The following is a 24,687-nucleotide window of genomic DNA, read 5'->3' as shown; positions in this document are numbered from 1 at the left end:
GTTACCCGACCTCACGCAGAGCCGGGGTTTCGGTCGTTCTAGGGGTTCCGTTTCGGGCCTGCCAGGAAACGTGGACGACGGCCCAGACCGTGGTCGAGTCACCCTCGTGGCGAACCCCCCATCGGTCGGCGATGTACTCGACGATGCCGAGTCCGCGCCCGCCGAGCGACGAGAGCGTAGGGCGGCCGGCACGCGGCTCCGTGGTGGCGCCTCCGTCGCTGACCGACACCTCAACCTGGTCGTCGGAACAGGTCCAGGCAACTCTGAGCTGGCCGGACGGCAGCGGGTGGGCGTGTCGGAGGGAGTTGCTCAGGAGCTCGCTCAACACGAGGACCACGTCGTCCACGGCGCCGATGAGCATTCCCCCCGCCAGCATTTCGGCGCTGAGGCGTTGGCGTGCGGCGGCGACGCTGGACAGTGCGTAGGGCAACATCACGACGCTCGACGCACTCACCTCCCCGATTTCCCGTTCCCCCTGCGGAGACGAGTCTCCCAGTAGGACCGAAATGCCCCGTTCGATAGTCCAGGAAACCGTGCCCCGATCACAGCTTGTGCACATTGGACAATAGATCAGCTCTTACGTGGCGACCTCGTTACCCCACCGGTGTGTCGGATCAGGTAATGGGCCGGCACCTGTCAGAGCGACCCGCATCCGGGTGCCTCCGCCGGGCCGGGGAAGTACGGTGACGTCGCCTCCCTGGGCTCTCGCCAGGCTGCGCACGATGTAGAGGCCCAGGCCGACGCCGCCGAATCTGCGCCGGTTTCCACTGTCCGCCTGGACGAACCGCTCGAAGACCCGCTCCCGGTCCGCCGGGGCTATGCCGACGCCCTCGTCGTCGACCACGAGGACGACCCGTTCGTCCTCGGCCCAGGCCTCGACCCGGATGAGCCCTCCGTCAGGGGAGTACTTGAAGGCGTTCTCGAGAAGTTGGCCGAGGACGATGTCGGTCGCCAGTGCGTCGCCGTAGACGGCCGGGAGGTCGACGGGGATGTCCACCTCGACCCGGTGCCGATCGGACAGGACCGGCAGGCCCAGTGTCGCCGCACGGACCCGTTCGCCCAGGTCGAAGACCTCCACCTTGACCTTCAACTCGTCGGCGCCGGCGCGCGAGCCGAGCAGCAGGTGGTCCATGAGCTGGCCGAGCGATCTGGCACGTTCCGCGATGGTGTGTACGGCGGAGCGGCGTTCGCCGTCGGACAGGTGGTCCCACCGCGAGTCGAGCGTGCTGGCGAAGCCGCGCACGATCGTGATGGGAGTGCGCAACTCGTGGCTGGTGGTGGCGAGGAACAGGTCCTTGGCCTCCTCCAGCTCCTTCGCCCTGGTCACGTCGCGGAAGTCGACGACGCTCTCGCCGGTCTCGGGGATCTCCGCGCACAACACGTCGAGCCAGCGGCCCGACGACAGCTGGATGGTGAGCTTCTCGCCGGGGGCGGGCAGCGGGAAGGGCGGCGGGCCCCCGATCAGCTCGCGCGCACGCAGGCCGGTCAACTCGGCGGCGGCGGGGTTCCACTGGATGACCAGGCCCGCTCCGTCGAGCACGGCGATGCCGTCGGCGCTCGCGTCGAAGACGGCGCGCTCATGGGCGCGCTGCCGTACGGCGTCCTGGTAGGCCATCGCGTTGCCGACGGCGATGCCGGCGTGTCCCGCGAGCAGCTCAAGGAGCTCGAGCTCCAGATGGCTCGCCTTGTTCGAGGCGAACAGGGCGTAGAGCGCTCCATAGGGCCGCCCGCCGACGGCGGCGATGCCGACGGCGATGGTGTGCAGCCCGCCGAGGCGGGCCCAGATGAGGTCCTGGAATCCCTCGGGGCCCGTCTCCAGCAGCACGGTCTTGCCGGTGCGCAGGAGCTTGCCGACGAGGCTGGTGTGCAGGTCGGCGGTCATCCCCCGCATCGACTCCGGCAGCTCGTGCACGCCGACGAGCCGGAGACGGTCTCCTTCGATCGACACGAAACCGCCCGCGTCGGCCCCGGTGAGCTCGGTGAGGCTGGCGGCGATGCGGTCCAGGACGACGGGCAGGTCCAGCTCGGCGTTGATGTCGCCGACGACGTCGGTCAGGCGGCTGACCAGCCTGGCCCGCCTCGCGACGCGACCGCGGGCGGCGTCGTCGTCCTCGGTGGAGTGGAACACGTTGACGTAACCGAGGAGCGCTCCGGTGTCCGTCCGCAGCGCGCTGGTGTCCACGCGCAGATCGAGGAGCCGGCCGTCCCGGTGGAACCGCCGGGTGCGGAGCGACACGGGACCACCGGTGCGGACACGCTCCAGCACCGCGTTGTGCTCGGCCATCAGCTCGGCGGGGACGATGGGCGCTCTCCTGCCCGTGAGCTGGTCGGCCGGCCAGCCGAAGAGCCGCTCGGCGGCGGCGTTCCAGATCAGGACCGCCATGTCCCGGTCGAGGGCGACGATCGCGTCGGGAGAACTCGCGACGACCGCACGGGCGATCTCGTCGTCACCGCCGTCGTACGCCCTGGTATCACCCACGCCCCCATCGTGCCTCCTTTCACAACGTGATCATGGGCTTTTCCGCTGGGTCGGGACTCCTCCGATACGCTTCACCCACGTAGTGAGAGGAAGTGGGTCCATGTCCACTGGGGACCTTGAAGCCCTGCTACGCGTGACCGCGCCGGGGTATGTCGGTGAGGCCCCGCCGGATGTCGCCTTCGGCACCACCGACACCCCAGTGGGACGCCTGACGCTCGCGGTTGCCGGCCGCGGCGTGCTGGCCTGCAGCTACGACGACGAGCACGCGGTCTTCCTCCGTGTGTCGAGGGCCATCGGATCGTTCATCGGCCCCGACCCCCGGCGCCTGGATCCGGTGAAGCGGGAACTCGAGGCGTACTTCGCGGGAAGGGTGCGGGCCTTCTCGACCCAGGTGGACTTCCAGCTCGTCACCGGTTTCACCCGGACGGTCATGCAGATGATGCTGGCCGTGCCGTACGGCAGCGTCACGACATATCAGGAGATCGCCGAGCGGATCGGGCGGCCACAGGCGGTGCACGCGGTGGCGAACGCGATCACCGGCAATCCCGTGTGCGTCTTCGCCCCGTGCCATCGCGCGGTCGACTCTTCGGGCGCGCTCGGCTCCTATGCCGGAGGGGCCGCCGCCAAGGAGCATCTGCTCAGCCTCGAAGGCCTCTCCCCGCACTCCTTCGGCACCCCGGACCGCCCGCGCGCGTGACGTCGCCCGTGATCGGGCGGCGCGCAGGAACACGTCGTCCACGGTGCGCGGCCCCGTGGACGGCCTGCGGGGCGCGAGACACGCCCGGCGGGACGGGCGGGCAGCCGGGCGGAAGACCTCACTGGCCCGGTGGCCGCCGGCGAGAGCGGAAGGCGGCCGCCTTCTCACGGTTGCCGCATTCGCGCATGCCGCACCAGCGGCGTGAGCCTCCCCTCGACGTGTCGACGTAGAGCCGGGTGCACGGCGCGCTCTCACACTCACGGACACGCGCGGCGTCGGGCCCGCCCACAAGCTCCGCCGCGGACCGCGCGACGACCGCGAGCACCTCGCCCATCGTGCCGGTACGGCTCAGCCGCAACTCGCCGGTACCGCCCACGACGAGCACCGGCCGCACCGGGGCGGGACCGGCGAACTCGTTGACCACCGCCACGTCCTCCGCCGTCCGCGCCCGCCCCCGAAGCGGAGCCGCCGCGAGGCGATAGACCGCCTCGCGCAGGCGTACGGCCTGGGCGTGGTCGTGTTCGTCCAGCACCGGCGGCTCGTCCAGTATCCCGGCGGCCGTCACCCAGTCGGCGAGCAGCCCGGGGCTGCCGACGAGTTCCTGCCGATCGGTGTCGCGATGCCCGACCGTGCCCGCGAAGTCCAGGGCCAGGTTGCCGCTCCAGAAGGTGAACACATCACCATGGTAACCAGCTTGACAGGTTATCGACCGGACCGACAGTGTAAGTAACCACCTTGAGTGGTTATCGGAGGACGGCATGGTCATCACGCGGAGCCCGTCCGCAGAACCCGGGACGCGCCTCGGCCGGCTGTCCGGGGCGACGACCCCCGGGGCGTTCGTCGTGTTGTGGAGCAGCGCGTTCATCGCGGGGGTGATCGGGCTCGGTGCCGCGCCGCCGCTGCTGCTGACCTTGTGCCGCTTCGCGCTCGCGGGCGTCCTGCTGGCCGTCGCGGCCCTGGCCGTACGGGCTCCGTGGCCCAGAGGAAAGGCGCTCGGGCATGTCGTCGTGGCCGGTCTGCTGCTGCAGGCGGTGCAGTTCGGCGCGTTCTACACCGCCATGTCGCTGGGCGTGACCGGAGCCATGGCGGCCCTCGTCCAGGGCCTCCATCCGGTGCTCACCGCGATCCTCGCCGTGCCGCTTCTCGGCGAGCGCGTGAGCCTCCGGCAGTGGGCGGGCTTCGCGCTGGGAGCCCTGGGTGTCGTCCTCGCCGTGGTCGAGAAGTTGTCGTCCGCGGGCCCCGCGCTGCTCCTGTGCGTGGGCGGTCTGCTCGGGCTCAGCCTCGGCACGCTCTACCAGAAGCGGTTCTGCGCCGACATGGACCTGCGCAGCGGGCAGGCCGTCCAGTTGCTCGCGAGCGTGCCGGTCATCGGCGTGCTCGCACTGACGGTGGAAAGCCCCCACGTCTCCGCGTGGGGGCCGTTCACCGCGGCGGTGGCGTGGCTGGCCCTGGTGAACTCGATCGGCGCGTTCTCCCTGCTCTACCTCATGCTGCGCAGGTCGCAGGCGAGTCGGGCCAGCAGCCTGTTCTTCCTCACGCCCTCGGTCACGGCCGTGATGGCCTGGGTGATCCTGGACCAGCCGCTGAGCCCGCTCATCGTGCTGGGCCTGGTGGTCAGCGGCTCGGGAGTCGCTCTGGCGACACGTTCGAGGCCCGCCGGCTCAGCCGCCCCAGCGCGATCGTGAACAGTCCGGCGACGAGGAAGGCGGCCAGTGCCGCGTTCATCCACGGCTGGTGGGAGAACCCGACGGCCGACCGGACGTTCTCCCAGATCGTGTCCCACCAGCCGACCGTCGACGTCGCGGTGACGATCCAGTAGGCGCAGAATCCGAGGATCCACGGCACCACCATGAGCCACCTCGACGGGGCGTCGGCCGCCGTGTTCCACCGCGAGGCGCCCCCGAGGAGGAAGTAGTCGACGACGAGCACGGCGAACATCGGCACGAACACCGCGCCGATCACGCTCAGGAACGCGCCGTAGGAGTTCACGTCGACGAGAAGGGCGATCCCGGTCGTGAGCACGCCGATCGCCACCGAGATGACCCTGCGGTCCACGCGCGGCATGAGGTTCTGGAGCGACACCGTCGTCGAGTACACGTTGGCGAACGACTGGTCCGCCTCCCGCAACACGAGGATGCCGAAGAAGAGCGCGCCCAGCGGGGCGGCCACGAACGGGTCCCACACCTTGTCCGTGTCGTTCCCGACCAGGGCCAGCGCGGCGATGCCGAGCGTGAGGCAGGCGACCTGCGCGATCGTGTAGCCGCCCACCACTCCGGCGAAGGCCGTACGGCTCGACTTGGAGTGCCTGGCGTAGTCGGCGGCCATGGGCACCCAGGAGACCGACAACGCGATCACATAGTCGACCGCCGGCGCGAAGGCGTCCCACGAGCCCCCGGTGAGCGAAGGACCACGGCTGAACAGCGCCACCGTCAACCAGATCATCGAGACCACCACTCCGGCCGTGACGTAGCGCCGCAGCAGCCGGACCGCCCCAAGCGGCCAGATCGTCAGCGCGATCGTCACCAGCCCGGCCAGCGTCGCCCAGACTCCGTACGGCACGGCCGTGCCGAAGACGGCCTGCGCGCCGGTGGCGATGACCCAGAGTTCGAACGCCCCCCAGCCGAGCATCTGCACGATGTTGAGCACGGTCGGGACGTAGGACAGGCGCGCGCCGAACAGGCCCCGAAGGAGCACCATCGAGGGCCGGCCCGTCCGCACGCCGGGGATCGCGGCCAGGCCGACCATCGCCGTGCCGATGAGGCTGCCGACGACGGCCGCCAGGACCGCGCCCGTGAAGGTCAGCGGCTTGCCGCCCAGCGGGTCGAGGAGGAACAGCGCCCCGGAGAATCCCAGAAGGCTGACTCCGAGGTTGGCCCAGAATGCACCCTGGTCCAGCAGGCCGAGGGTCTTCGGAGCCTCTTCGTCGAGGGTCAGCGGCACTTCCGCGTGCTGCGGATCGACAAGGGCGGACGTCATCGCACACTCCCTACGCCGGCATTATCCGGACAGGTTCATGCGGTCGGCGGCGCGCCTCGTGGAGGAGCCGCCCTCTCAGCCCGGTGTCGCCCGAGCTCCCGCGGTATTTAAATGTCGAACCGGATTATGGCATCTGATCCCCGATTGTCCAAAGATGCCCAGGTGACGTAGGGCGGCTGAGCGGTCTCGCTCGCCAGACGTAGGGCGGCTGACCGGTCTCGCTCGCCATCGCAAGGCCCGAGGCCAGGACGGCGTGCCGCCGTCGACGTCGATCACCTCCCAGCCGACACGGTCGACACGGTCGACACGGTCGAGCCGGGTGGTCGCGCGGGCGGACGCGCCACGCGCCCTCGGTGTCGCACGACGCGGCCGGCCGTTGCGGCTCTTCCTCCACAGATTCCTATCTGTGACCGTATTCGCCGATATGTCGCGGGTTTTCCACTAATCTCACTCTTTCAATATCACTTAACCCTGGAGAACCCCCGTGCGTTCCATGGGCAAGTCGCTGATGCCGGGCCTGGCAGCCCTGATCGGCTCCGTCGGTCTTGTTGTTCTGCCCGCAGGCAGCGCCCATGCCGACATCACCACCCCTCTCCCTCTCCGGAACTTCCAGCACGTGGTGGTGGACAGTGTCCACCGCCACCTCTTCCTGAGCCAAGGCAACGACAGCTACAACTCCATCCTCGTCACCGACTTCAACGGCAAGACGGTCGCCACCATCGGCGGCCAGACCGGTGTGGACGGCATCGCGCTCTCCGCCGACGGCGGCAAGCTCTATGCGGCCCTGCGCGCGGACCGTGCGGTCAGCGCGATCAACACGGCCTCCCTCAAGGAGATCACCCGGTACCCGTTGGGGAACAGCAACATCCCCGCCGACCTGGCCATGCAGAGCGGCAAGGTCTGGATCGGGTACGACGACGGCAACGGCACCGGCGGAGTCGGGGAAATCGACCCGGCCGCAAGCACACCGACGTTCACCCCGCAGGACGCTCTCGGCAACTGGTCCGGCGCTCCTCGGCTGGCCGCCGATCCTTCCGGCAGCGGAGCGCTGATCGCCACCGACGGCAACTCGGCGGCGAGCTACAACGTCTCCACGGATCCGGTCACCGTACGGGTGCAGCCCAAGGGGTTGCCGAACTGCGGAAACATGACGGACATCGCCGTCGCCCCCGGCGGTGGCGAGTTCGTCCTGGCCTGCGGCGCGCCCTACGCCCACTACCGCTACCGCACCTCCGACCTCAGCGGGGCCGGCTCCTACGCGAGCAACGCCTACCCCAATGCCGTCGCCATCGACGCGAAGGGCGACGTGGCCGCCGGGATCAGCGGCTGGTACGAGCCGGACGTCTACGTCTACCACTCGCACGGCGACACCCCGCTGAACGCCTACGAGTTCGGCGGACCCGAATGGAACCTGGCCAACCGGGGCCTGGGCTGGTCCAGCGACGGCACCAAACTCTTCGCCGTACTCCAGAACCTCAACACCGGCGCGCTCTCCCTCCGTGTCCTGAACACTCCGGCGCTGACGGTCTCCAAGCTCACCCTGGTCGGCACCTCCTCGACGGCGCTCGGCAAGAAGGTCTCGATCACCGGCACGCTCTCCTTGGGCGTCGGCAAGCCGCCTGCCGGGACCAAGGTCACCGTCGTCCGCAGCCTGGCGGGCAGCACCTCCACCGCGAAGTTCACCGCCAGCGTCGCCGCCAACGGCGGCTTCACCGTGACGGACACGCCCAAGGCGGTCGGCGCCTACACCTACAGCGCCGTCTACGCCGGAGACGCGGGCCGCGCCCCGGCGCAGGCCACACGCAAGGTGACCATCACCCGGATCCCCACCTCGCTCACCCTGACCGCCAACGCGAGCACCTACAACTACGGCGGCTCGGCCAAGGTCACCGCGCATCTGGGCACGACCTACACCGGGCGCACTCTCTCCATCTACGCCCAGGCCTACGGTTCCACCACCAAGAAGCTCCTCAAGAAGGCCAAGGTGGACTCCCATGGCAACCTCGCCGTCAGCTCCGCGCTGACCCGCAGCACCACCTTCAGCGCCGTGTTCGCCGGTGACGTGCGCTACGCCCCGGTCACCGTCACGCGCAAGGTCCACACCCGCGCCAGGGTGTCGGCCTCCCTCAGCGGCTTCTACAGCAGTAAGTACTACGGCAGCACCAAGTACCGGGTCTACCACCACACCCACACGCTTGACGTCTCCGTCACCGTCGCCCCCAACAAGAAGGGGCAGTGCGTCAAGCTGCAGATCCAGGAGTACTACCAGGGCGGCTGGCACAGCTCGTTGACCACCGGATGCGGCAAGCTGACCAGCACCAGCGCCATCCGCGGTCACCTGGGGCTCAGCCAGGCCACCGGGGGCCGCTACCGCGTCCGCGCGTACTACGTCCAGGGCGGCAGCGACACGAGCAACGTCAGCACCTATGGCTCCTGGCTGTACTTCTCCGTGGTCAAGTAGCCGCAGGAGCTCCCCGCGTCTGTCGGTGCGCCCGCTCTCGCGCAGCGCACCGGCAGGCGGCATCAGCCCGCACCGGACCACAGGCAGGCCTCCGGCCCGCCGCCGTCCGGTGGAATGACGCTCCAGCAATGAAACAAGGGGGGCCGCTCGGCCCCCCTTGTGCTGTGCCCGGTAGCTCTACGGACCTGGAAACCCCGTCTGCCGCGGCTCCGCACCTTCGCTGACCCGGCCCTGATCGCCGGCCTCCGAAGGCCGTTCAGGCGACGTAGGGCGGCTGACCGGTCTCGCTCACCATCGGAAGGCCCGAGGCCGCCCAGGACTGCATGCCGCCGTCGACGTTGATCGCCTCCCAGCCGACATGGTTGAGCCAGGTGGTCGCGTGGGCGGACCGGCCGCCCACCCGGCAGATCACGTAGACCGGCCGGCCCTGAGGCACCTCACCGATCCTGTTCTGCAGATCACCCAGGGGAATATGCGCGGCGGCCGGGGCATGGCCCGCCCGCCACTCGTCGACCTCGCGCACGTCAAGCAGGTACGCGTCGTCAGGAACGGCTTTCGCCTCGACCTCAGGCATCGTCATGACTTCATTGTGGCGCTTTGGGTGACGAGCTCGGGCCGCCTTGGCCGGACGGTCGCGCCGAAGCACGAAATGGAACGCGCCAGAACCGTTCGTCCTCCCCAGCGGACCGCCCGGACACCCCGTCCGACCAGCTGGAGCTCCCGAAATGACCTACCAGGCCGGTCGGAGCGCCACCCTGCCGCCGGCCGCCTCGACGTGCTATTTGAGCAACTTGGACAGGCGGCGGTCCGCGAGCGGTTTGCCACCCGTCTGGCAGGTCGGGCAGTACTGCAGGGACGAGTCGGCGAACGACACCTCACGGATCGTGTCGCCGCACACGTCGCACTTCTCCCCCGTACGGGCGTGCACGCGCAGGCCGGACTTCTTCTCCGCCTTGAGGTCCTTGGCGGCGAGCCCCCTGGCCCGCCCGACCGCGTCGCGAAGGGTCGTCACGATCGCATCGTGGAGACCCGCGATCTGCTCGTCTGTCAGCGTCGCGGCGATCTTGAACGGCGACATCTTGGCGACGTGCAGCACCTCGTCGGAGTACGCGTTGCCGATCCCCGCGATCACCTTCTGGTCGCGGAGCAGCCCCTTGATCTGCGTACGGCTCCCGCCCACGATCTCCTTGAGCGCCTCGGGGGTGAACTCCACGGAGAGCGGATCGGGACCGAGCGCGGCGATGCCGGGGACCTCGGCCGGATCTCTCACCACGTAGACGGCCAGACGCTTCTGCGTGCCCGCCTCGGTGAGCTCGAATCCGGGCGCCTGCCCGTCGTCGCCGGGCGACAGCCGTACGCGCACGGCGAGGGGACCCTTGCCCGGGCGGACGGGTTTCGCGCCCGAGAGGTCGTCGCGCCAGCGCAGCCAGCCTGCGCGGGCGAGGTGCGTGATGAAGTGGGGGCCGTCGCAGTCGAGGTCCAGGAACTTGCCGTGCCGGGTCACCCCGGTGACGGTCAGCCCGCCGAGCGCGCTCACCGGCGGGTCGACCGTCTTCAGCGCCTGGAAGGCCACCACGTCGACGCCAAGGACGGCACGCCCGACGGCACGCTCGCGGAGGAACTCGGCGAGTGCCTCCACCTCGGGTAGCTCCGGCATGCCCCCACAGTAATCCGCGCGCGTCCACATCCGCGAGAACCCGAGGCGCAAGCCTGCTCCGGCGGACGCCGCAGAGCGGTCAGCCGGGTGTCAGGGGACGTCCCAGAAGGCGAGTTCGTGCCGCATGCCCTCGGTGAACAGGGCCGCCGCCCGGCCGGGATCGGGCGCCGCCTCGTCGATCATCACGGCGATCCGCGCGGTCAGCGCCGCGAACCCGGGATCGGCGTAGGTGTCCACCCAGGCCCGGTATCGCGGCTCGGCGGGCGGCTTGTCCGCCAGCACACGGCCCAGCGTCGAGTACCCCCACATGCAGGGATAGAGCGCGACCAGGCCGTCGGCGTAGTCGGCGGCCGACCGCAGCAGGAAGTCCGTGTACGCGGCGCAGGCGGGCCCCTTCGTCGCCGCTTCGAGGTCCGCGCCGAACTCGGCGGACATCGACCGGTGCAGGGAGAGCTCGTTGTGCCAGGTCGCGTGGGCGAGGTCCACAAGGTCGCCGAGATGGCCGTCGGGAGCCTGCCAGGCCAGCCGGGAGAACACCCTGACGTAGTCGAGCAGGAACAGGTAGTCCTGCTCCAGCCACGAGCGGAACACCGGCTCGGGAAGGTCGCCCGCCGCGATGCCCCGGACCGTGGGGTGCGCGAGTTGGGCGTCGAGCAGAGGACGCCCGATCGCGTGCAGTTGCTGAGAGATCCCCATGATCACCGGGCCGTTCGTTCTCGCGTGACGAAGAAGGACGTGATTACAGAAGCGCGGGACCGTCCCCAGAGGGAACGGCCCCGGCGCCCCGCATCACTTCGTGATGGTGTCCTTCGGGATGGGCTTGTCCTCGGCGAGGGCGTCGAACAGGCGCACGGCCTTGGCGGTGTCCCACTTCACGACGGCCGCGCCGTTGATCGTGGGCAGCGAGCCGATGGGCACGGCCGTGGTCACCGGACCGCCCTTCATCGCGAGGCCGACCGAGAGCAGATTGAACAGGCCCGTGTCCGGGTCGACGGCGACCGAGTCCGCCGCGCTCAGCGCCAGCGGAACGGACGTGAACGGGTTGAGGAGCGTGCCGGGGCTCGCCGCCTTCTGCACGACTGCGGAGAAGAACTGGCGCTGCCGCTGGGTGCGGTCGAAGTCGGGGATGGCGCCGGTCTTGCGCGTCCGGACGAAGCCGAGCGCGGTCCCGCCGTCCATGTCCTGGCAACCCTTCTTCAGGTTGATCCCGGCCTTCTTGTCCTTGATGTTCTGCTTCACGCAGATGTTCACGCCGCCGACCGCGTCGACGATGCCGACGAACCCGCCGAAGCCGATCTCCATGTAGTGATCGATCCGGATGCCGGTGACCTGCTCCACGGTCTTGGTGAGCAGCTTCGGACCGCCGAAGGCGTAGGCCGCGTTCAGCTTGTCGCTGCCGTGCCCGGCGATCGGCACGTACGAGTCGCGGGGCAGGCTCACGAGGGTCGGCTGGCCGCTGTCCGGGATGTGGAGCAGCATCATCGTGTCGGTCCGCTTGCCCACGGCCTTGCCCGTGGCGAGCTTCTTCCGCTGCTCCGCCGACAACCCCGCCCGGCTGTCCGAGCCGACGAGCAGCCAGTCCTCACCCGGGGTGGCCGCGGGTCTGCCGCTGTAGTCCGTGAACGCCTCGACCGTCTGCAGCTTGGAACCGATCCAGAAATATCCGCCTACCGCGGCGACGATCAGGACCACGAGCAGAACGGCGACGGACCGGAGCACGATCTTGCCGATATTCCGGGGACCCCTGACGCCCCCACCGCCGCCACCCGGCGACCCCGGCACGTCTCCGCCGGGCGGCCCGCCTCGGTGACCGCCGAGCGGACGAACGGGCGCCTGGCCCGATCGCGGCTTGCCGTACACCTTGGAGGTGACCCGGGGCGTGGTGTTCCCCAGGTCGTCGCTCTCCGCGTTCGAGGCAGTGCCGCGAAAGGCGTCGGGAACGCGGTGCGCGGGCTGCCCGGCGGACGTCCAGGCGTCGTCCGCGGGCTGCCGCGCCGTCGCCCACGGATCATCAGCGGACGGCCCGGCCTGCCGTGAGTCACGCGCGGACGGCCCGGCCTGCCACGGAGCGTCGGCGGGTCGCCCCGCCGGCCGGGGATCCGGCGCGGATCCTCCACGCGCCCACGGATCGTCCCGACCCACAGGCCGGGGATCTTGGGGAGATCCTCCGCGCGCCCACGGATCGTCGGCGGGCCCTCCCGCCGGTCTCGGGCCGCCACCCCCGGGGCGGCGAAGCGCGCGAGTGGCGTCGTCGTCGTCCTCGGCCACGTGAATCCCCGTCCTTCAACTACCTTGACCTCGATATGGGCGGTGACCGCCCCTGACTTGAACGGTACGTCTCCATCCTCGTGGGAACGCAGATCGCTCACCAAGCTTTTCCCGCGAAAGGTACCCAGACCATCTCGTAGCGGCCAACTAACGAGACACCGGAAACACCTGAGCCGACGCAGCCGTTACGGTATTAGACCTCCGCTCGAAAGGATTACCGTGTCCGGCTCGGACCCGTGGAGTACTTGCCCGTGCGTGTGCACGGGGTCGCATGATCATTCGGTCGGCGCACGATGACCGCCGCCGCAGGCCTACTGGCCGTTCTCATCCTGACTTTCGCCACCGGTTACTTCGTCGCGCAGGAGTTCGCCTTCGTGGCGGCCGATCGCGGCACACTCCGTGACCAGGCGGCGAGTGGCGACGTCGCCGCCCAGCGGGCCCTCGAGGTCACCGGTCGCCTGTCCTTCATGTTGTCGGGCGCGCAACTGGGCATCACCGTGACCACCCTGCTCGTGGGCTTCGTCGCTCAACCGGCGATCGCCGACGTCATCCGGGGCCCGTTGGAGGACGTGGGCGTGCCGGACACGATGGTGACCGGCTTCGCCGTAGCCATCGGTGTCGCCATCGCGACGATCATACAGATGATCTTCGGCGAGCTGGCCCCGAAGAACGTGGGCATCGCCCGCCCGGAAGCGGTGGCGAAGTTCCTGTCCCGCTCGACGTTGCTCTATCTGAAGATCGCCGGTCCGGTGATCCACCTGTTCGACGCCGCCGCGACCAGGCTCGTCCGCCTCGTGGGCATCGAGCCCGTCGAGGAGCTCGAGCACGGTGCGACGCCCGATGAGTTGTCGCGCATCGTGGCGGATTCCGCCACGGCCGGTGAGGTGCCGCCGCGACTGGCCGAGCTCCTGAAGCGTTCGCTCGAGTTCGGCGACCACGTGGCCGAGGACGTCATGGTCCCCCGCCCCCGCGTGGTGTCGCTGCGCGCGGACCGGCCGATCGCCGACCTGCTCCAGAGCCTGCGGGAGCAGGGCCACTCGCGCTATCCCGTGCTCGGCACCGGCACCGACGACGTGGTCGGCGTCACCGGCGTACGGGAGTACCTGGAGGCCGGGTCTCCCGCCGACGGCCTCATCGGCGACCTCACCCACCCGCCCCTCCTCGTCCCCACGACGCTCCCGTTGCCGCAGTTGCTGCGGCGCATGTCCGCGTCGGGCGACACGTTCGCGTGTGTGATCGACGAGTACGGCGGCCTGGCCGGCGTGCTGACCATGGAGGACCTCGCCGAGGAGCTCGTCGGCGAGCTGGTGGACGAGAACGACCCCGAGCCGCTCGGCGTCGTACGCCACCGGGACGGAACCTGGGACGTGCCGGGGACGCTCCGCCTCGACGAGGTCGAGCGCGCCACCGGCGTCGCCCTTCCCGAGAGCGAGGACTACGAGACGATCGCCGGGCTGGTGCTCGCCTCCCTCAGCCGGATCGCCGAACCCGGCGACGAGGTCTCCACCGGCGTGGCCCGGGAGGCCGACCTGTTCGGCGACGACGAGCCGGACACCCACCGGGCCAGGCTCACGGTCCTGAGCGTCCACCGCCACGTCCCCGAATGGGTACGGCTCGCGCTCCACGATGAGGAGCCCGGCGAGAGCCGTACCGACGAGGAGACGGCCGACCACCACCACGCCCGGGTCGACTACGCCCCCGAGCTCTTCTCCGCCCTGTTCCAGGGGAGGCCGGCATGAGCGAGTTCGGCTCGATCCTGCTCGGTGTGATCCTGCTGATCGCCAACGGCTTCTTCGTGGCCACGGAGTTCGCCCTGGTCTCGTCCAAGCGGCATCGCCTGGAGGAGGCCGCGCTCTCCGGCGGCCGGCTGGTCAAGGTGGCCGCCCGCGGGGCGGTCCGCGGCGGCCGGCAACTGCCGTTGATGCTCGCGGGCGCCCAGCTCGGCATCACGCTGTCCTCCCTGGGCCTCGGCATGGTCGCGGAGCCGGCCATCGAGCACCTGCTGGAGCCGGTCCTTGGGCTGCTTCCCGAGTCGCTGCGCACCCCGGTGGCCTACGTGGTGGCGCTCGCCCTGGTGACCTTCCTCCACATGGTGGTCGGGGAGATGGCGCCCAAGTCGTGGGCTCTGACGCGCCCCGAGCGCGTGGCGATGGCGCTCGCCCTGCCGTTCCGCGGTTTCACGTGGATCGTCCGCCCGGTGCTCGCCGTCCTGAACGGCGCGACCAACGGACTGCTGCGGCTGTTCGGCGTCCGGCCACGCGACGAGCTGGCCACCACGCGCACGCCGCACCAGCTCGCCATGCTGGTCGCCGAGTCGGGCCGGATGGGCATGCTCGACCGGGACGAGCACGACCTGCTCACTCGGGCCCTGCGGGTCCAGTCCCAGTCGATCGAGCGGCTGATGGTGCCGCTCGACGAGGCGCCCGCGGTGCCCGTGGACGCGGACGACTTCCTGGCACGCGAGACGGCGGCCCGCAGCGGGCACCTCCGCATGCTCGTCGTCTCGCCTCAGGACGTGGTCGGGGTCCTGCACGTCCGGGACGTCCTGGTCCAGCCGGGACGGCCCCTGGCCGAGCTCGCCACGCCCGCCCCCCGCCTCTCCGGCGGGACGACGGTGCCCGACGCCGTGACCGTGCTCCAGGACGCCCACGCGGAGCTGGGACTGGTGACCGACAAGAACGGCGAGGCGATCGGAATGATCAGTCTGGCGACACTGGTCGGCGAACTACTGGCCGCCTGATCATCGGCACGCCGGGTGTCGCGACCGACGCGGCCAGCGCCAGCGCTCCGGCGAGGGCGAAGGCCGTGCCGAACCCGGCGTGCGTGATCAGGGCGCCGAGAACCGGGGGCGTACCGGCGGCGATCAGGTTTTGCCCCGTGTTCTGCGCCCCCATGGCCCGGCCCGCCCAGGCCGGGCCGGCGAGCTCGGAGACGGCGGTGAAGGCGAGGCCGTTGCCGCTCATCGAGATCACCAGCGCCGCGACGAGAAGCGCGGAGCCGGCGGCGTTCCCCGCCTGTACGGCCATCGCCAGCACGAGCATGACCGCGGCGTTGACCAGGGCGAGCCGCCGCATGGGACCGACCCGGCTCCCGGCGAGGTCCGACCATCGGCCGCACAGCAGCCTGCCGCCCGCGCCGGCGAGCTGGGCGGCCGCGATCACCTGGCTGGCCGTCGCGGCCGCCCAGTGGCGCTCGGCCACCAGGTAGGTCAGCGCGAAGGCGGCCGTGGCGAACTGGGGGACGACGAGCAACATGCTGGCCGCGTGCACCCGCCACAGCGCCGGCTCGGTGTACGGCGACGCGGAACGCGTGCCGGCGGACGTCTCCGGCCGTGGTGGATCCACCACCATCAGCCCGACGCAGCACGTCGTGACGAGACAGATCGCGGTCATCGCCAGAAGGGCGCCGCGCACGCCTCCCAGGTGGAGGGCGGGCGGGGCGATCACTCCGGCGAGCGCCACGCCGAGAGGCTGCGCGGTCTGCCGCCAGCCCATCGCGACCCCGCGCCGCTCCTTCGGGAACCAGCCGAGGACGACCCGGCCGCTCGCGGCGTTCGCCGAGGCGCCCGCGGCTCCGGCCAGCCCCAGCAGGAGCGCGAGCACGGCGGGATGGGTGGCGAACGCGGCGGATCCCAGGAAGACCGTGGCCAGGGCCAGTCCGCTGGTCATGGCGATCCGCTCGCCGTACCTGTCGGCGGCCCAGCCCCACGCGATGAGGGTGAAGAGCATGCCCGCGCTGGGCGCCCCGACGATGACGCCGGCCTCGGCGAGCGTGAGCCCGTGTTCGGCCTCGAGAGCCGGGAGCAGGAACGGCAGGCCGTACATGAACACGCATCCGGCGCCCTGCGCCGCCACGCCGAGGCTCAGCATGGCCCAGCGATTCGGTCTCCCCATGCCGGGCATGTTAGACCGAATCTCTTATGTTAAGACGAATCAGTTCATATTATGAGACACATGGAAAAGTGATCTAAGCGCCCGCTGGGGGTAAGGGAGATCGCAAGCCAGGCGAAAGTGAAGTGAAAGGCGGGTCAGGAGAATCGTGAGTGCACATCGGCCGGACACGGGGGAAGGGACCATGATGATCGACGAGAGTGCCGATCCCTCCTGCCCGGACTCGTCGGGCGGGCCCGCTCAGGGAGGGACCTCAACGGCCGCCATCATGGAACCGACGAAAACAGGACCGATGTCACACGATGTGATCCCAAAAAAAGGGCCTCAGTGCGGAAGCTTCGCTTCCGGCCACCTGAGGCCACTCAAATTCCTGTGGGCAAGGGGGGAGTTGAACCCCCACGTCCTTTCGGACACACGGACCTGAACCGTGCGCGTCTGCCATTCCGCCACTTGCCCTTTACGGGTGCTCCCATCGCTGGGTGCCTGGAAAGGTTAGCACGCAACCGCTGGTGCTACCGAACCCGGATACGATCCTTCTAGACGACGGAGCGAAGGAGCTCGCTGCAGCGCCGGAGCGGGTCGCGACCATAGACAGAATGGAAGGGAGGTAGCCGGTGGGAGTCCTTCAGCGCTTCGAGCGCAGGCTCGAAGGCATGGTTGAAGGTGCCTTTGCACGGGCCTTCAAGTCCGACCTCCAGCCGGTCGAGGTTGCCAGCGCCGTGCAGAGAGAGATGGACGAACGGGCGGCGATCGTCGCCCAGGGTCGAACTCTCGTGCCGAACGACTTCGTGGTGGAGCTCTCGACGACCGACAGCGAGCGCCTTGAGGTGTACGCCGACAGCATCGGCCACGAACTGGCCAACCTCGCGAGGGAATACGCCACGGAACAGGGCTACTCGTTCGTGGGGCCGGTCCGGATGCGGTTCGAGACGGCCGACGACCTCGCGGTCGGGCTGTTCCGGATCCGTTCGGGCGTCATCCGGGGGGCCACGGTCGAGCAGGACGAGATCCGCCAGCCGGTGAGCGACCTGCCCGCGGGCCGCCCCGGCGCGTTCGGGGGGCGTCCTCGACTACTGGTCTCCACTCAGGACGACCCGCAGGGCCAGCGGTCCTACGAGCTGACCACTCCGGTCACGTTGCTCGGCCGGGGGACCGACTGCGATCTGCGGTTGGTGGATCCCGGCGTCTCGCGGCATCATGCCGAGCTACGAGTTGAGGGACAGCAGGTCGTTCTCGTCGACCTGGGTTCCACGAACGGCACCTTCATCAACGGCCAGCCGATCCGCAGGATCGAGATGCAGGACGGGACGAGGGTGACGTTGGGTCGCACGACACTGGTGTTCCGGCGCGATTAGAGGTAGACAAACCGTCCATGTCCGAGCTAACGCTGCTGCTGATCCGGCTCGCCTTTCTGGCGGCGCTGTGGTTCTTCGTGATTGCCGCGGTCGGCGTCATCCGGACAGACTTGTTCGGCCCCCGTACGGCACCCGCGCCCTCACGGAAGCCTGCCAAAGTGGTCAAACCCCCGTCCCGGGCCAAGAAGGGGGATCCTCGTCAGCTGATCGTCACCGGTGGCCCTCTGCAAGGGACCATCATCAACCTCACGGAGACTCCCATCACCATCGGCCGAGCGAACGACGCCACGCTGGTCCTCAGCGATGACTACGCTTCGAGCCGGCACGCCCGGCTCTTTCCCCAGGACGGCCAGTGGATCGTGGAAGATCTCGGCTCGACCAACGGCACGTTCCTTGAACGCTCTAAAGTGACCCGACCGACCCCGGTGCCTCTCGGAGTTCCGATCCGCATCGGCAAAACCGTCATCGAATTGCGCAAATGACAATCGCACTCCGCTACGCCGCCCGCTCGGACGTCGGCCTCCTCCGCGAAGGCAACGAGGACTCCGCGTACGCCAGCGGCCGCCTGCTCGCCGTCGCCGACGGCATGGGCGGGCATGCTCACGGCGAGGTGGCCAGCTCGGTCGCCATCGCCGCCATGTCGTCCCTTGACCAGGACGCATTCGGGGGTGACCTGCTCACCGAAATCGAGGCGGCGGTCCGTGACGCCAACCATCAGCTTCACGCGATGGTGGCCCGGGACCCGAGCCTCAAGGGCATGGGCACCACCCTCACCGCGATGCTCTGGAACGGGCCCCGGTTCGCGCTGATCCACGTGGGCGACTCCCGCGCGTATCTGCTGCGCAACGGCGAGCTGTACCAGATCACGCACGACCACACCCTCGTGCAGTCGCTGGTGGACGACGGCCGCATCACCCAGGAGGAGGCCGCCAACCACCCGCAGCGGTCCATCCTGCTGCGCGCCCTCGACGGCAGTGGCGAGGTCGACCCCGACCTGCAGGACCGGGAGGCCCAGGTGGGCGACCGGTATCTGCTCTGCTCGGACGGCCTGTCCACCGTGGTCAGCGCGGAGACCCTGCACCACACGCTCAGCACGGTCGACGACCCGGAAGAGGTCGTCCGCCAGCTCATCGACCTGGCGAACAGGGGCGGCGGGCCGGACAACATCACCTGTGTGCTGGCCGACGTGGTCGAGGTGGACGAGACGCAGGCGCCGCTCTCGACGGCGGCGGTCGTCGGAGCCGCCGGGTCCGGACGCGTGCGCGGCGTGCCGCCCGACACTCCGGCGGGCCGGGCCACCGTCGTCACGGCTCCGCAACCCGTGATCGTGGACGAGGACCTCGACGGGGAGTCGCCGCCCGAGTCACGGGCGGCGGCGCGGCGCCCCAAGAAACGCCGATCCTGGCCGCTGGTGACCACACTGGTCGTGATCGTGGCCGCCGTGCTCGGGGCCGGCGGCTACTTCGGTTACCAGTGGACCCAGGACCAGTACTACGTCGGCGCGAGCGGGGGCGAACTGGTGGTTTTCCAGGGCCCCAACGCGCAGCTGGGGCCCTTGACCCTCAGAAAGGTCGCCTACACCCAGCACGTGAAGCTCTCCTCCCTGGCGCCCGTACAGCAGGACCTGATCCGTACCGAGATCTCGGTCGACACCCTCAAGGCCGGCATCGCCAGGCTCAAGGACTTCGTCCCGGGGACGGGGTCGTCCACGCCTCCGCAGGACACCGGCACGACGCCGACCCCCAAGGGGTCCCCTAAGTGAGTGCTGTCGACGGCGCCCCCGTCCCCATGACCGCGAAGCGGCGTGGGGCACAGCTGGCGATGCTGGCCTTCGCCGTGCTGATCGTCATGGGCGCCTACGCCAGCGTCGGCGTGGGGTTGGACGGCAAGATCCCCTCGGGCATGCTCACGTACGGCCTGGGCCTCGGCGCGCTGATGCTCGCCGCCTATCTCGTGCTCGCCAGATTCGCCCCGTGGGGCGATCCGCTCCTGCTTCCCCTCGTGACGCTGGTCAACGGCATCGGCATCGTCATGATCTACCGGATCGAGCATTCCGGTAAGTTGGGCGCGGGGGCCAACGCCACCACCCAGCTCATGTGGACGGCGCTCGGCGTCGTGATGTTCTCCGCGACTTTGATCGTGTTGAAGGACCAGCGCGCCTTGCAGCGCATGACGTACACGGCGGGGTTCGTCGCCGTCGTCCTGCTCGCCATCCCGGCCGTCCTGCCCGGCAAGTTCAGCGAAGTGCAGGGCGCGAAGATCTGGATCAAGTTCGGCGGGTTCTCCATCCAGCCGGGCGAGTTCGCCAAGCTCGCACTCGTGGTCTTCTTCGCCGGCTATCTCGTCGCGAAGCGCGACGTGCTGGCCCTCGCGGGGCGCCGCCTGCTGTTCATCGACCTGCCCCGGGCCCGCGACCTCGGCCCCGTCCTCATCACATGGGCGTTCGCGATCGCGACACTGATCGTGGAAAAGGACCTCGGCACCTCGCTGCTGCTGTTCGGCACCTTCATCGCGATGTTGTACATCGCCACCCAGCGCACGTCATGGGTGCTCATCGGAATCCTGCTCTTCGTGGGCGGCGCCATACTGGCCGGAATGGCCTTCAGCCATGTCGAGGCCCGCTTCAACGTCTGGCTGCACGCGGAGGACCCCACGCTCTACGACGCGGGCGGCGGCAGCTACCAGCTCATGCAGGGCCTGTTCGCCATCGGTTCCGGCGGCATCCTCGGCACGGGGCTGGGGCTGGGACATCCGCAGAACATCCCGTTGTCGTTCTCGGACTTCATCTTCCCGGCCACGGGCGAGGAACTCGGCCTCACCGGCCTGATGGCGATCCTCATGGTGTACGCGCTGATCGTCCAGCGCGGGCTGCGCACGGCGCTCGCCGCACGCGACCCGTTCTCCAAACTGTTGGCCGGCGGCCTGTCGTTCATCCTCGCCTGGCAGGTGTTCATCATCATCGGAGGCGTGACCAGGCTGATTCCGCTGACGGGACTCGTCACGCCGTTCATGTCGGCCGGCGGGTCGGCACTGCTGGCTAACTGGATACTTATCGCGGTGCTGGTACGCATGTCGGACGGGGCGCGTCGACCGCCGCCCCAGGCGATCCAGGACGAAGGACTCACCCAGGTGATGCAGCGATGAACGGCACGCTCAAACGCGCAGCCGTGGCCTGCCTTCTCATGTTCGGCCTCCTCATGGCCAACGTGACCTATCTGGGGGTGGTGAAGGCCGACGGCCTGCGCCACGACAACCGCAACGTACGGTCCTTCTACGAGCGCTACGCCGTGGACCGCGGGTGGATCACCGCCGACAACGGCAAGGTCACGCTGGCCAAGACCGTCGATACCGGGGACCCCACGTACCGGTTCGAACGGAGGTATCCGCAGGGCAAGGCGTTCGCCCACGTCGTCGGTTACTTCGCCCCCGAGAGCGCGACGGGGATCGAGGGCGCCGAGAGCAAGTACCTCGACGGCAGCCACCCCGACTTGGTCGTCCGGCGCGCGATCGACCTGATCACCAACAAGCCGGCCAAGGGCGCCAGCGTCGACCTGGCGCTCAACGTCGCCGCCCAGCAGGTCGCGTACAAGGACCTGGCGAACACGAACAAGCGCGGAGCGGTCGTGGCGCTCGACCCGCGCTCGGGGGCGATCCTGACGATGGTCTCGGTGCCCTCCTACGACCCGAACCCGCTCGCTCTGGCCAACAAGGCGAAGGTCAACGAGGCCTACAGCAAGCTCGACAAGGATCCGAAGAAACCGCTGCTCGACCGGGCCATCGACCTGACCTACGCCCCGGGCTCCACCTTCAAGACGATCACGTCGGCGGCCTTCCTCGGCGACAACTCGTCCAGGAGCGCCGAGACCATGGTCGACGCGCCGGACTCGAAGACCTTCAAGGACAGCACCACGCCGCTGGTCAACTACCACGGTGAGTCCTGCGGCGGCCGGGCCACCCTGCTCGCCGCGTTCACCATCTCCTGCAACACGCCCTTCGGCATCATCGGCGTCGGACTCGGCTACGACAAGCTGAAGGAGCAGGCGGCGAAGTTCGGCATCGGTACGAAGCTCGCCATCCCGCTGAGCGTCGTGGGGAGCAGCATCGGGCCCGACGAAGGCGAGACCGCGCTGGCCCAGACCTCCATCGGACAGCGCAACAACCAGATGACACCGATGCAGATGGCCATGGTCGCCGCCGGGATCGCGAACAAGGGCACGGTCATGAAGCCCTACCTCGTCAACAAGGTCATGGGACCGGACGGCAGCGAGGTCACCGCCGCCGAGCCCGAGGAGTTCTCCGAGGCGACCAGCCCCGAGGTGGCGGCCGAACTGACGAAGATGATGATGAACGTGGTGCGGTCCGGCACCGGCACCGCGGCCCAGTTGCCCGGCATCACGGTGGCCGGCAAGACCGGCACCGCCGAGACCGCGCCCGGCCAGGCGTCGCACGCGTGGTTCATCTCGTTCGCGCCCGCGGACAACCCACGGGTGGCCGTGGCCGTCTTCATCGAGTCGGGAAGCGCGGGGAACGACGCGTCGGGCGGAACCGTCGCCGCCCCGATCGCCCGAGATGTCATGCAGGCGGTACTCAAGAAATGATCTCGATGAAATCGTTGTCGGACAGGTCCCCAGGCAGGACGTGCGCGATCGCCACTCACGTGACGTCGGCACTCCCGTACGGGACGCCTTCGGCTATGGTAAGCACCTCGGCACCATCCATCCGGACGCCCCCACCGGCTCCGTACCCGACCCCTACCCCCAGTCAGACGCCCGCCTCAACCGCGACGCCAGGTGACACTCCCGGTCCCCCGGGGTCCCCAATCGGCACAAGACCTCTGATTGAGGAGACGTGATGGGGAAAGGGGCCGATGATGGACAGCGGTGGCACCCCAAGATGAACGGCAAGGGACAGTGCAGGAAATGACTCAGCCACGACTTCTCGGTGGACGCTATCAGCTCGACGGCGTCGTCGGGCGGGGCGGCATGGCCGAGGTGTATCGCGCCCGGGACATCCGGCTGGACCGTATTGTCGCGATCAAGACGCTCCGGTCCGACCTGGCGAGAGACCACACCTTCCAGGCGAGGTTCCGCCGGGAGGCCCAGTCGGCCGCCTCTCTGAACCACCCATCGGTCGTCGCCGTGTACGACACGGGCGAAGACATGATGGAAGCGACGCCGGTGCCGTACATCGTCATGGAGTACGTCGACGGGCGGACGCTGCGTGACCTGCTGCGCGCCGACAGGCGGCTGCTGCCTGAACGCGCCACGGAGCTGGTGGACGGCATCCTCAGGGCCCTCGACTACAGCCACAGGGGCGGCATCGTCCACCGGGACATCAAGCCGGCGAACATCATGGTGACCCGCAACGGCGAGGTCAAGGTCATGGACTTCGGCATCGCCCGCGCGATGGCGGACTCCGCCGCGACGATGACGCAGACCGCCCAGGTGATCGGCACCGCGCAGTACCTGTCCCCCGAGCAGGCCCGCGGCGAGCGCGTCGACGCCCGCAGCGACATCTACTCGACCGGCTGCGTGCTCTACGAGCTGCTGACCGGCCAGCCGCCCTTCACCGGCGACTCGCCCGTGGCCATCGCCTACCAGCATGTCCGTGAGGACCCGATCCCGCCGTCGCGGATCGACCCGGAGATCCCCAAGTGGGCCGACGCCATCGTGCTCAAGGCCATGGCGAAGGACCCCGTCCAGCGCTACCAGAGCGCCGAGGAGATGCGCCAGGACATCCAGCGTGCGATGTCCGGCATGCCGGTCGACCCGCAGACGATGGCGATGGCCAGCAACTACGGCGCGTACGGCGGGGCGGACCGCACCCGGACGATGTCCACGGGGGCGGGACCCAACGGGCAGGGCACCCGGGGCATTCCGCAGTACAACTACGGGCCGGAGGAGCGCGGCGGCCGCCATGACGGCCATCGGCGCCAGGACAACGACAACAAGGCGCTCAAGACGACCCTGTGGATCGTCATCCCGCTGCTGATCATCGGCGCGTTCGTCGGGGTCGGGTGGCTCACCTTCGGCGGCGGCAACGACACGCCCGCCGCGAAGATCAAGGTTCCGTCGATCGTGGGTCAGACGAAGGAGGCCGCCGAGCAGGCGCTGACCACGGCCACGCTCAAGTTCACCTACGGAGACGACGCGTACAGCGACGAGGTGCCGAAGGGCACGGTGATCAGCACCGACCCGGCGGCGGACACCGAGGTCGACCCGAACTCCTCCGTCACCATCGTGTTGTCCAAGGGCCCGGAGCAGATCCAGGTCCCCGACGACCTGATCGGCAAGTCACCGGAGGAAGCCCGGGCGGAGCTGGAGGACCTCGGTCTGAGGGGCTCCGTGCTGCCCGCGCAGTCCAACACGCCGCAGGACCAGGTCTTCAAGATCTCCCCGAGGGCCGGCAGCAAGGTCAGCAAGGGTTCGTCCGTGAAGCTCTACGTGCCGAAGGCGATGACCGACGTTCCGAGCGTCATCGGACTGACGCAGCAGGACGCGAAGAACACGCTCACCGGGGCGGGGTTCAAGGTCAGGACCGTCACCCAGGAGAGCGACGTGGTGGCCGCCGGAAACGTGATCGACCAGTCGCCGCAGGGCGGCAAGCAGGCTCCTGGCACCACGATCACGCTCACGGTCTCCAGCGGAGCGCCCGCGGCTCCGCCGCCCCCGCCGCCGACGACGCCGGACCCGGGCCAGACGCCCGACCCGGGCCAGACGCCCGACCCGGGCCAGACGCCGGACCCGGGGACCGGAGGTAACGGCCAGGGGTAACGGCCAGGAGATCCTCAGCGCGAGAGGGCCCGCCAGTTTTCTGGCGGGCCCTCTCGCCGTTTCCGGTTCGGCCACGAACCGCCGGGTGCGGGCAGAGATGGGCCATGGCAGGCATGGAGACGTGGTCACGG

The 24,687-nt window shown here is 69.4% G+C and carries 21 protein-coding genes, 1 tRNA gene and 1 riboswitch; of the genes, 12 read left to right on the top strand and 10 right to left on the bottom strand.

Features of this window, described 5'->3' with window-relative positions:
- Position 1 precedes the first annotated feature (1 nt).
- Entirely contained in the window at positions 2-454 is a 453-nt protein-coding gene (locus Psi02_RS04620) for an ATP-binding protein (RefSeq protein ID WP_239094603.1), read from the bottom strand.
- A 123-nt stretch (positions 455-577) separates the two neighbouring features.
- A complete protein-coding gene (locus tag Psi02_RS04615; protein WP_203972145.1) occupies positions 578-2,479 on the bottom strand; it encodes a sensor histidine kinase in 1,902 nt (633 codons plus the stop codon).
- A gap of 100 nt (positions 2,480-2,579) precedes the next feature.
- Between Psi02_RS04615 and Psi02_RS04610 the strand changes: the two genes are divergently transcribed.
- Positions 2,580-3,176 (top strand): methylated-DNA--[protein]-cysteine S-methyltransferase, encoded by a 597-nt coding sequence (locus tag Psi02_RS04610; RefSeq protein ID WP_203972143.1) that lies wholly within the window; start codon positions 2,580-2,582, stop codon positions 3,174-3,176.
- Positions 3,177-3,294: 118 nt separating this feature from the next.
- On the opposite strand, the gene Psi02_RS04605 is transcribed toward Psi02_RS04610, so the two are convergent.
- Complete coding sequence (locus tag Psi02_RS04605) at positions 3,295-3,852, bottom strand: CGNR zinc finger domain-containing protein (protein WP_239094602.1); 558 nt, start codon at positions 3,850-3,852, stop codon at positions 3,295-3,297.
- Positions 3,853-3,934: 82 nt separating this feature from the next.
- Between Psi02_RS04605 and Psi02_RS04600 the strand changes: the two genes are divergently transcribed.
- Entirely contained in the window at positions 3,935-4,861 is a 927-nt protein-coding gene (locus Psi02_RS04600) for a DMT family transporter (protein WP_203972130.1), read from the top strand.
- Here the strand turns inward: Psi02_RS04600 and Psi02_RS04595 are convergent.
- The gene (locus tag Psi02_RS04595) at positions 4,791-6,152 is read right to left on the bottom strand and encodes a purine-cytosine permease family protein (RefSeq protein ID WP_203972128.1); all 1,362 of its coding nucleotides are present in this window, start codon (positions 6,150-6,152) and stop codon (positions 4,791-4,793) included. The two genes, Psi02_RS04600 and Psi02_RS04595, sit on opposite strands and share 71 nt — an antisense overlap.
- A riboswitch (TPP riboswitch) is annotated at positions 6,142-6,264 on the bottom strand. (Overlaps the previous gene by 11 nt.)
- 372 nt (positions 6,265-6,636) lie before the next feature.
- On the opposite strand from Psi02_RS04595, the gene Psi02_RS04590 reads away from it, so the two are divergent.
- Entirely contained in the window at positions 6,637-8,613 is a 1,977-nt protein-coding gene (locus Psi02_RS04590; RefSeq protein ID WP_203972126.1) for a hypothetical protein, read from the top strand.
- Positions 8,614-8,869: 256 nt separating this feature from the next.
- Here Psi02_RS04590 and Psi02_RS04585 read toward each other — a convergent pair whose 3' ends face one another.
- From Psi02_RS04585 to Psi02_RS04570, 4 genes are all read right to left on the bottom strand, one after another.
- Positions 8,870-9,193 carry a rhodanese-like domain-containing protein gene (locus Psi02_RS04585; protein ID WP_203972124.1) on the bottom strand — a complete coding sequence of 108 codons (324 nt, stop codon included), beginning with the start codon at positions 9,191-9,193 and terminating at the stop codon, positions 8,870-8,872.
- Between the two features lie 198 nt (positions 9,194-9,391).
- Positions 9,392-10,270: an Fpg/Nei family DNA glycosylase gene (locus Psi02_RS04580; protein ID WP_203972122.1), complete on the bottom strand. Its 879-nt coding sequence runs from the start codon at positions 10,268-10,270 to the stop codon at positions 9,392-9,394.
- Positions 10,271-10,360: 90 nt separating this feature from the next.
- Positions 10,361-10,966, bottom strand: a complete 606-nt coding sequence (locus Psi02_RS04575) for a TenA family protein (protein ID WP_203972120.1) — start codon at positions 10,964-10,966, stop codon at positions 10,361-10,363.
- Positions 10,967-11,059: 93 nt separating this feature from the next.
- Positions 11,060-12,412 (bottom strand): LCP family protein, encoded by a 1,353-nt coding sequence (locus Psi02_RS04570; protein ID WP_239094601.1) that lies wholly within the window; start codon positions 12,410-12,412, stop codon positions 11,060-11,062.
- Positions 12,413-12,831: 419 nt separating this feature from the next.
- On the opposite strand from Psi02_RS04570, the gene Psi02_RS04565 reads away from it, so the two are divergent.
- Positions 12,832-14,277: a hemolysin family protein gene (locus Psi02_RS04565; protein WP_203972118.1), complete on the top strand. Its 1,446-nt coding sequence runs from the start codon at positions 12,832-12,834 to the stop codon at positions 14,275-14,277.
- Positions 14,274-15,278 carry a hemolysin family protein gene (locus Psi02_RS04560; RefSeq protein WP_203972116.1) on the top strand — a complete coding sequence of 335 codons (1,005 nt, stop codon included), beginning with the start codon at positions 14,274-14,276 and terminating at the stop codon, positions 15,276-15,278. Before Psi02_RS04565 ends, Psi02_RS04560 begins: the two co-directional genes overlap by 4 nt.
- Here Psi02_RS04560 and Psi02_RS04555 read toward each other — a convergent pair.
- Entirely contained in the window at positions 15,238-16,431 is a 1,194-nt protein-coding gene (locus Psi02_RS04555) for an MFS transporter (RefSeq protein WP_203972114.1), read from the bottom strand. The genes Psi02_RS04560 and Psi02_RS04555 overlap by 41 nt on opposite strands.
- Before the next feature lie 370 nt (positions 16,432-16,801).
- A tRNA-Leu gene (locus Psi02_RS04550) sits at positions 16,802-16,884 on the bottom strand.
- 158 nt (positions 16,885-17,042) lie between these two features.
- On the opposite strand from Psi02_RS04550, the gene Psi02_RS04545 reads away from it, so the two are divergent.
- From Psi02_RS04545 to pknB, 7 genes are all read left to right on the top strand, one after another.
- Positions 17,043-17,783 carry an FHA domain-containing protein gene (locus tag Psi02_RS04545; protein ID WP_203972112.1) on the top strand — a complete coding sequence of 247 codons (741 nt, stop codon included), beginning with the start codon at positions 17,043-17,045 and terminating at the stop codon, positions 17,781-17,783.
- 17 nt (positions 17,784-17,800) lie between these two features.
- Positions 17,801-18,265: an FHA domain-containing protein FhaB/FipA gene (locus Psi02_RS04540; RefSeq protein WP_203972110.1), complete on the top strand. Its 465-nt coding sequence runs from the start codon at positions 17,801-17,803 to the stop codon at positions 18,263-18,265.
- Positions 18,262-19,545 carry a Stp1/IreP family PP2C-type Ser/Thr phosphatase gene (locus Psi02_RS04535; RefSeq protein WP_203972107.1) on the top strand — a complete coding sequence of 428 codons (1,284 nt, stop codon included), beginning with the start codon at positions 18,262-18,264 and terminating at the stop codon, positions 19,543-19,545. The genes Psi02_RS04540 and Psi02_RS04535 overlap by 4 nt, the downstream gene beginning before the upstream one ends.
- A 26-nt stretch (positions 19,546-19,571) precedes the next feature.
- Positions 19,572-20,927: an FtsW/RodA/SpoVE family cell cycle protein gene (locus Psi02_RS04530; protein WP_203972328.1), complete on the top strand. Its 1,356-nt coding sequence runs from the start codon at positions 19,572-19,574 to the stop codon at positions 20,925-20,927.
- A complete protein-coding gene (locus Psi02_RS04525) occupies positions 20,924-22,381 on the top strand; it encodes a peptidoglycan D,D-transpeptidase FtsI family protein (protein ID WP_203972105.1) in 1,458 nt (485 codons plus the stop codon). The genes Psi02_RS04530 and Psi02_RS04525 overlap by 4 nt, the downstream gene beginning before the upstream one ends.
- Before the next feature lie 40 nt (positions 22,382-22,421).
- Entirely contained in the window at positions 22,422-22,577 is a 156-nt protein-coding gene (locus Psi02_RS04520) for a hypothetical protein (protein WP_203972103.1), read from the top strand.
- A 125-nt stretch (positions 22,578-22,702) separates the two neighbouring features.
- On the top strand, positions 22,703-24,556 hold the full coding sequence (gene pknB / locus Psi02_RS04515; protein WP_203972101.1) for a Stk1 family PASTA domain-containing Ser/Thr kinase: 1,854 nt from the start codon (positions 22,703-22,705) through the stop codon (positions 24,554-24,556).
- The last annotated feature ends 131 nt before the right edge of the window (positions 24,557-24,687 follow it).

It is taken from the genome of Planotetraspora silvatica (assembly GCF_016863315.1).
In the GTDB taxonomy this organism is placed as follows: domain Bacteria; phylum Actinomycetota; class Actinomycetes; order Streptosporangiales; family Streptosporangiaceae; genus Planotetraspora; species Planotetraspora silvatica.
This window is presented reverse-complemented; position numbering and strand designations above follow the sequence as displayed.

Bases quoted from the DNA above. Each gene is read 5' to 3' on its own strand.
- Psi02_RS04610 (WP_203972143.1), top strand. From the start codon at position 2,580: ATGTCCACTGGGGACCTTGAAGCCCTGCTACGCGTGACCGCGCCGGGG.
- Psi02_RS04600 (WP_203972130.1), top strand. From the start codon at position 3,935: ATGGTCATCACGCGGAGCCCGTCCGCAGAACCCGGGACGCGCCTCGGC.
- Psi02_RS04595 (WP_203972128.1), bottom strand. From the start codon at position 6,152: ATGACGTCCGCCCTTGTCGATCCGCAGCACGCGGAAGTGCCGCTGACC.
- Psi02_RS04585 (WP_203972124.1), bottom strand. From the start codon at position 9,193: ATGACGATGCCTGAGGTCGAGGCGAAAGCCGTTCCTGACGACGCGTAC.
- Psi02_RS04580 (WP_203972122.1), bottom strand. From the start codon at position 10,270: ATGCCGGAGCTACCCGAGGTGGAGGCACTCGCCGAGTTCCTCCGCGAG.
- Psi02_RS04575 (WP_203972120.1), bottom strand. From the start codon at position 10,966: ATGGGGATCTCTCAGCAACTGCACGCGATCGGGCGTCCTCTGCTCGAC.
- Psi02_RS04565 (WP_203972118.1), top strand. From the start codon at position 12,832: ATGACCGCCGCCGCAGGCCTACTGGCCGTTCTCATCCTGACTTTCGCC.
- Psi02_RS04560 (WP_203972116.1), top strand. From the start codon at position 14,274: ATGAGCGAGTTCGGCTCGATCCTGCTCGGTGTGATCCTGCTGATCGCC.
- Psi02_RS04555 (WP_203972114.1), bottom strand. From the start codon at position 16,431: ATGGGGAGACCGAATCGCTGGGCCATGCTGAGCCTCGGCGTGGCGGCG.
- Psi02_RS04540 (WP_203972110.1), top strand. From the start codon at position 17,801: ATGTCCGAGCTAACGCTGCTGCTGATCCGGCTCGCCTTTCTGGCGGCG.
- Psi02_RS04535 (WP_203972107.1), top strand. From the start codon at position 18,262: ATGACAATCGCACTCCGCTACGCCGCCCGCTCGGACGTCGGCCTCCTC.
- Psi02_RS04530 (WP_203972328.1), top strand. From the start codon at position 19,572: ATGACCGCGAAGCGGCGTGGGGCACAGCTGGCGATGCTGGCCTTCGCC.
- Psi02_RS04525 (WP_203972105.1), top strand. From the start codon at position 20,924: ATGAACGGCACGCTCAAACGCGCAGCCGTGGCCTGCCTTCTCATGTTC.
- pknB (WP_203972101.1), top strand. From the start codon at position 22,703: ATGACTCAGCCACGACTTCTCGGTGGACGCTATCAGCTCGACGGCGTC.